Origin of the sequence: Paraburkholderia sp. (assembly GCF_035656215.1) — a bacterium.
Lineage (GTDB): Bacteria > Pseudomonadota > Gammaproteobacteria > Burkholderiales > Burkholderiaceae > Paraburkholderia.
Genome location: NZ_DASRSY010000351.1, coordinates 1 through 6046 on the forward strand (window position 1 = coordinate 1; position 6046 = coordinate 6046).

Consider the following 6046-nt stretch of genomic DNA (forward strand, 5'->3'; position numbering starts at 1 on the left):
CTTGCGCCTCGCCGGCGCTGTCATTGGGGATCAGGCGGCCGGACTTCTTCGCCAGATAGACGAGGATGGCGGCGGATTCGGACAGCAACAACCCGTCGTCGTCGATCGATGGAATCTGTTCGAAGGGGCTGAGCCGGCGATAGGCTTCGGTGTTCAGGTCGTGTGCGGGGTGGTCCATGCCGGCCACCTCGAACGGCAGTTGCATTTCTTCGAGTGCCCACAGCACGCGCAGGTCGCGGGTGTGGCCGCGCGCGCCAGCGTTGACCTTCGAAAATCCGTAGAGCTTGAGCATGGTGACGCTCCTTCGTTGAAGCTGCCCTGCTGCGAAGAGTACCGACATTCTAACGCCGGCGCACCACGCCCCTGACGAGATGGCCTCGTCGCGCGCATAGCAGAGATGCGTGGCGTGCGGTGGTCGGCGACGGGCACGCAAACGAAAATGCCACCGTTCATCCACCAAAGTGTCGCCACGCAACCACCACCGCGGCGCGCAACCAACACTTCTTCTCGCGGTCTTTTCCCGAAGCATTTCCACCATATGCAGCAGCGACAACGGCCATGACTCGCGCCGCAACGCGCGGACACTTGCCGCACGCGCTTTCGCGCGGCGTCGATCGCGGACGCGGGTTTACCTTCGTTTGACTTACGGAAGCAGGCCCGTTTACTGGACGCAGTTTGAACCTGTCCAGGCGCTTTCAATTTACTTTGCTCAGCTGAATTGTGTTCTGAGAGCGTCTCCCATTACGTATGGAGGTGTGTCATGGTTAGCGTGTCCAGCAGCGCCGCCGAAGAACTCAAAGCCGCGATCCGAGGCGAACTGTTGCTGCCCGGCGACGCGGGTTTCGACGAGGCTCGCAGCATCTGGAATGCAATGATCGACCGGCATCCGGCGATGATCCTGCGCTGCGCCGGCGTGGCCGATGTGCGCCGCGGCGTAGCATTCGCGCGCGACAACAATCTGCCGCTGGCGGTGCACAGCTGCGGCCATAACATCGCCGGCACCGCGCTGTGCGACGACGGCCTCGTGATCGACCTGTCGCCGATGAAATCGGTACATATCGATCCGCTAGCGCGGCGCGCGTATGTCGAGCCTGGCGCTACGCTCGGCGATTTCGACCACGAGGCGCAAGCGTTCGGGCTCGCCACGCCGCTCGGCATCAACTCGACCACCGGCGTGGCAGGGCTGACGCTCGGTGGCGGGTTCGGCTGGCTAAGCCGCAGATACGGCATGACCGTCGACAATCTGATTTCAGCGGACGTGGTGACCGCCGACGGCGAGCTGCTGCACGCGAGCGCCGACTCGCATGACGATCTGTTCTGGGCGATTCGCGGTGGCGGCGGCAATTTCGGCGTCGTGACACGCTTCGAGTTCGCGCTGCATCCGGTCGGGCCGCTCGTGTACGGCGGCCTCGTCGTGCTGCCGCTTGATCAGGCGAAAAATGCCCTGCTCCAGTACCGCACGGCTGTAGAACAGATGCCGGAGGAATTGAGCGTATGGGCCGTTCTGCGGCTTGCGCCACCGCTGCCGTTCCTGCCGCCCGAAGTGCACGGCGAGCCGGTCATCGTATTCGCCATGTGCTACTCGGGCCCAATCGAAAAAGGGCCGTCCGTGGTGGAGGCCGTACGCGGCTTCGGCACGCCGGTCGGAGAACATCTTGGGCCGATGCCGTACGCCATGTGGCAACAGGCGTTCGATCCGCTGCTGACGCCGGGCGCCCGTAACTATTGGAAGTCGCACAATCTCGACAAAATATCGGACGGTCTTATCGATGCACTGCTCGATGCGATTGGCAAGCTGCCGTCGCCGCAATGCGAAATCTTCTTCGGGCAGATCGGCGCACAGACGAGCCGGGTGCCGGTCGAAGCCACGGCCTATTCGAGCCGCGACACGCAGTACGCGATGAACGTACACGGCCGTTGGGACGACGCGAGCGATGACGAGCGCTGCATTGCCTGGGCCCGCGCTTTCTTCGACGCCGCAGCACCGTTCGCGCTAGGCAGCGTGTACGTCAACTTCATGACGCAGGAGGAAGGCGGCCGGGTGGCTGACGCGTATGGGCCGAACTACGCGCGTCTCGTCGCCGTGAAGAACCGCTACGACCCGCGCAACCTGTTCCGTCACAATCAGAATATCCGCCCCGCGGCGTAGGGATCGCGGGGAAGCGGCGTTGAACGCCGCTTCCCCGCGAACGTCAGCGCATTACGGTTGTCTGAACCACAAGCCGTGGCATCGGGCACGCTAAATGCTGGATTAACAGGCATACGGGCTCCCAGCGTACGGACGTGCCGGCGTCACGGCACTCACTGTCACATAAGAAAACTCACGGCACTCGCTGTCACATAAGAAAACGCAACCTTCACCACGCAAAAGGAAAACAATCATGCGCAGACGACAATTCATCATGACCACGAGCGCTGCTTTGGCTACGGCGGGTTTTAGCCTCACCGGTTGCACGACCACGTCGCCGTCCTCGAGCGCATCGCCTTCGGCAAACGCCGGCAAGCGCGACACGATCAACGCCGGTGTCGATTCCACGCTGTCGCGTCTGTACGCGAACGTTACCGGCTCGCGTGAACTGGTCGCCAAAGCGCGCGGCGTGCTCATATTCCCGTCAGTGATTTCGGCAGGCTTCTGGGTCGGCGGGCAATACGGCGAAGGCGCGTTGCGCGTGGCTGGACGCACAACGGGCTATTACAGCACCGTCGCGGGCTCGTTCGGATTGCAGATCGGCGCGCAGTCTAAAGCGCTCGTGTTTCTGTTCATGACGCAGGAGGCACTGGATAAATTCCTCGGCAGCCAGGGATGGGCAGCAGGCGCCGATGCAACGGTCGCGGTGCTGAAGGTCGGCGCGAACGGCGCGATCGATACCTCGACCGCCACCAGCCCGGTCGAAGCGTTTGTGCTGACGAACGGCGGCCTGATGGCCGGTGTGTCGCTCGAAGGCACCAAGGTCTCACGTCTGATCATCTAAGCCAAGCACGCTCGCTAAAGACAGTCCGCTGCAGTCACGCAGTCGTGTAAGCGGCTGCGTGACGCCCCCATCTGGCGGCGTCATCCGCGCCACGCTCACGGCTCTGCCCGCCTCACCAGGTCACATTGACCGTACTGCTGTAAAATTCACCCGTTTTGCAATCCTGGCTGGCCACTGCTCCGCCTTCGCCACGACATGTGTTCTGTCTGGCGCCTCGTGTATCGCCACGCTGTTTGCCCCGGCTTCCCACTTCGCCGACCGCTCGCGGACGGCTTTCACGTATGGAAACGGCGGCGCGCCACCTTTTACACGTTGATAGCGCACCCGTACAGCCGACGCGCTCGCAACCTGCAATTACAGCTCCCTTCAGATGAACACCGCTAGTCCCATTCACGGTTGGCTCGCCAATCTTCCCGGTATCAAGAGCAATGTCCTCGCGGGTCTCACCTCGTCGTTCGCGTTGGTGCCGGAATGCATCGCCTTCGCGCTGGTTGCCCACCTCAATCCGCTGATGGGTCTGTACGGCGCCTTCTTCATCTGCACGATCACGGCGCTATTCGGCGGGCGGCCCGGCATGATCTCCGGCGCGGCCGGTTCGATGGCCGTGGTGACCGTGGCGCTGGTCGTGCAGCACGGCGCGCAATATCTGCTCGCCACGGTGATACTCAGCGGCATCCTGATGGTGCTGTTCGGCGCGTTGCGGCTGGGCAAGCTGATCCGCATGGTGCCGCACCCGGTGATGCTCGGTTTCGTCAACGGGCTAGCGATCATCATCGCGATGGCGCAACTGGCGCACTTCAGGCAGAGCACGCCGCAAGGCGAACAATGGCTGCACGGCAGCGCGTTGCTGATGATGTGCGGTCTCGTCGCGCTGACGATGCTGATCGTCTATCTGCTCCCGCGGTTCACACGCGCCGCGCCGCCCGCGCTGGTGGCGATCGTCGGCGTGGGGCTTTTCAGTCAGCTTTTGCACCTGCCTACGCGTACGCTCGGCGACATGGCCCACATTGCCGGTGGCCTGCCGAGTTTGCATTTGCCCAGCGTACCGATGAACCTCGACACGCTGCATGTGGTGCTGCCCTACGCGTTGCTGATGGCGATCGTCGGTCTGCTGGAAACGCTGCTGACTTTCAACCTGACCGACGAGATCACCGAAACCCGCGGCCAGCCGAATCGCGAATGCCTGGCGCTGGGCGCGGCGAATATCGCCTCGGGCCTGTTCGGCGGCATGGGCGGCTGCGCGATGATCGGGCAGACCATGATCAATCTGAATTCGGGCGGCCGCTCGCGGCTGTCAGGCATCGTTAGCGGCGTGATGATCCTGATGTTCATTCTGTTTCTGTCGCCGCTGATCGAACGGATTCCGTTGGCGGCGCTGGTTGGCGTGATGTTCGTGGTGGCGCAGCAGACCTTCGCATGGGGTTCGCTGCGGGTATTGGGCAAAGTGCCGCGCAACGACGCGCTGGTCATCGTTGCAGTCACCGTCATCACCGTGTTCTCCGATCTCGCGATCGCCGTGCTGTGTGGCATCGTGATCGCCGCGCTCAATTTCGCCTGGCAGCATGCCCGCGAAATTCACGCGCATATCGAAGATCACGGCGGCGACAAAACCTACGTTCCGCGCGGCACGCTGTTTTTTGCGTCGACCACCCGCTTTCACGAGCTGTTCAATCCAGTCGAAGATCCAGGCGACATCACGGTAGATTGCAGCCATCTGATGCTCGCGGATCATTCCGCATTGGCAGCGCTGCAGGGACTGGTCGAACGCTACCGGAAAGCCGGCAAGCAACTACGCGTGAAAAATCTGTCGGAGCGCAGCCTGCGCTTGCTGACCCAGGCCGGCGTTGAGATATCAGGAAGCGGCGACCTTCTTCATCGGCGCGCGCCGCTTTAACCGCCGCGTTCAAGGCCGCGGTGAAGCCAATTCACTCGGCCGGCAATGCAAGCGAGGCAACTTCACAACGCGGCCACTGCTGCAGCACCTCGGGCGCCAACAGCAATTTGGCGGCCCGCACCCCTGCCCCCATCACGATCTGAGCACGCTCCATGACCGCGGCGTCGACGAGAACGCGCCAGTCGTCCGGCAAGCCGAAGGCAGTAATTCCGCCGAACTCCATCCCGCTATGCTCCACGGCGGCCTCCCGCTTGGCGAACGAAAGGCGCTGTGCGCCTAGCGCCGCCTTCACCGCGCCATTGATGTCGAGGCGCAGCGACCCTAGCGAGACCAGCGCTGCGTAGTGCTCGGCGCCCTCCTTCTTGTAGCGGATCACGATTGTGTTGGCGCAGTCTTCGAGGCCGAAGCCGTAGCGCGCGCTGAATTCGGCGGTATCTGAAGCGTCATCGCTAACGGCAAATACGGTCACGCCCTGAGCCGGCAAATTCTCGACGACGTGCGCTGGCAAATGCGCGCTCAATTGTTCTGCAGGAATGACGTCCAGCTGCTTTACGGGTTCGTGCGAGTGCATAGTGATCAAAGTGTGAAGGTCCATCGGCATTCTAACGGCACACCAGCTTGCGGCACATCATGCGCAGGCGCAGACAGCGCTTGTTATAGTGACAGGCACAAGGTTTGCGCAAGGTGTCGATGCGAAGACTGCGTCGATGCCACCTCAACGGCACGCACATGGCGCATCCGGCGCCCGTATCCCATTGAGAAAACGACCATGGACATCGACACGCTTTCCGGCGAAAACCTTCAACTGGTGGCCCGCAAGCAGGCCAATTGGGCAATCGGCGCTTTCAAACAATTTGCCGACGACCGTTGCGCGGCCATGGCTGCCAGCATCGCCTTTTATGCGGCATTCTCGCTCGCACCCACGCTGGTCATGGTAATCGCGGTGGCCGGCTGGTTCTTCGGCGCCGAAGCCGCGCGCGGCGAGCTGTTCACCCACATTCACGGCCTGCTCGGCGACCAGGCCGCCGCGGGCGTGCAGACCATCGTCGAGAACGCCCATCACAGCGGCAGCGCCGGCGGCGTCGCGGCCATCATTTCATTCACGATGCTGGCGATCGGCGCCTCGGCGACCTTCTCATCGCTCAATAGCGCACTCAATATGGTGTGGCCGTACACGGGG

General features: G+C 62.7%; 6 protein-coding genes. 4 read left to right on the plus strand and 2 right to left on the minus strand.

Annotation, left to right across the window (positions count from 1 at the left end):
- On the minus strand, positions 1-292 hold a 292-nt coding region (locus tag VFE81_RS20490; RefSeq protein ID WP_325046344.1), incomplete at its 3' end, for a glutathione S-transferase N-terminal domain-containing protein.
- A gap of 468 nt (positions 293-760) precedes the next feature.
- Between VFE81_RS20490 and VFE81_RS20495 the strand changes: the two genes are divergently transcribed.
- From VFE81_RS20495 to VFE81_RS20505, 3 genes are all read left to right on the plus strand, one after another.
- The gene (locus tag VFE81_RS20495) at positions 761-2149 is read left to right on the plus strand and encodes an FAD-binding oxidoreductase (RefSeq protein ID WP_325046346.1); all 1389 of its coding nucleotides are present in this window, start codon (positions 761-763) and stop codon (positions 2147-2149) included.
- A gap of 232 nt (positions 2150-2381) precedes the next feature.
- Positions 2382-2972, plus strand: coding sequence for a BPSL1445 family SYLF domain-containing lipoprotein (locus VFE81_RS20500; RefSeq protein WP_325046347.1), 591 nt, complete (start codon positions 2382-2384; stop codon positions 2970-2972).
- A 370-nt stretch (positions 2973-3342) separates the two neighbouring features.
- On the plus strand, positions 3343-4866 hold the full coding sequence (locus tag VFE81_RS20505; protein ID WP_325046348.1) for a SulP family inorganic anion transporter: 1524 nt from the start codon (positions 3343-3345) through the stop codon (positions 4864-4866).
- A 31-nt stretch (positions 4867-4897) separates the two neighbouring features.
- Here VFE81_RS20505 and VFE81_RS20510 read toward each other — a convergent pair whose 3' ends face one another.
- Positions 4898-5437 (minus strand): YbaK/EbsC family protein, encoded by a 540-nt coding sequence (locus VFE81_RS20510; RefSeq protein WP_325046350.1) that lies wholly within the window; start codon positions 5435-5437, stop codon positions 4898-4900.
- Positions 5438-5635: 198 nt separating this feature from the next.
- On the opposite strand from VFE81_RS20510, the gene VFE81_RS20515 reads away from it, so the two are divergent.
- Positions 5636-6046: YihY/virulence factor BrkB family protein (locus VFE81_RS20515; protein WP_325046349.1), on the plus strand; the 411-nt coding region annotated here is incomplete at its 3' end.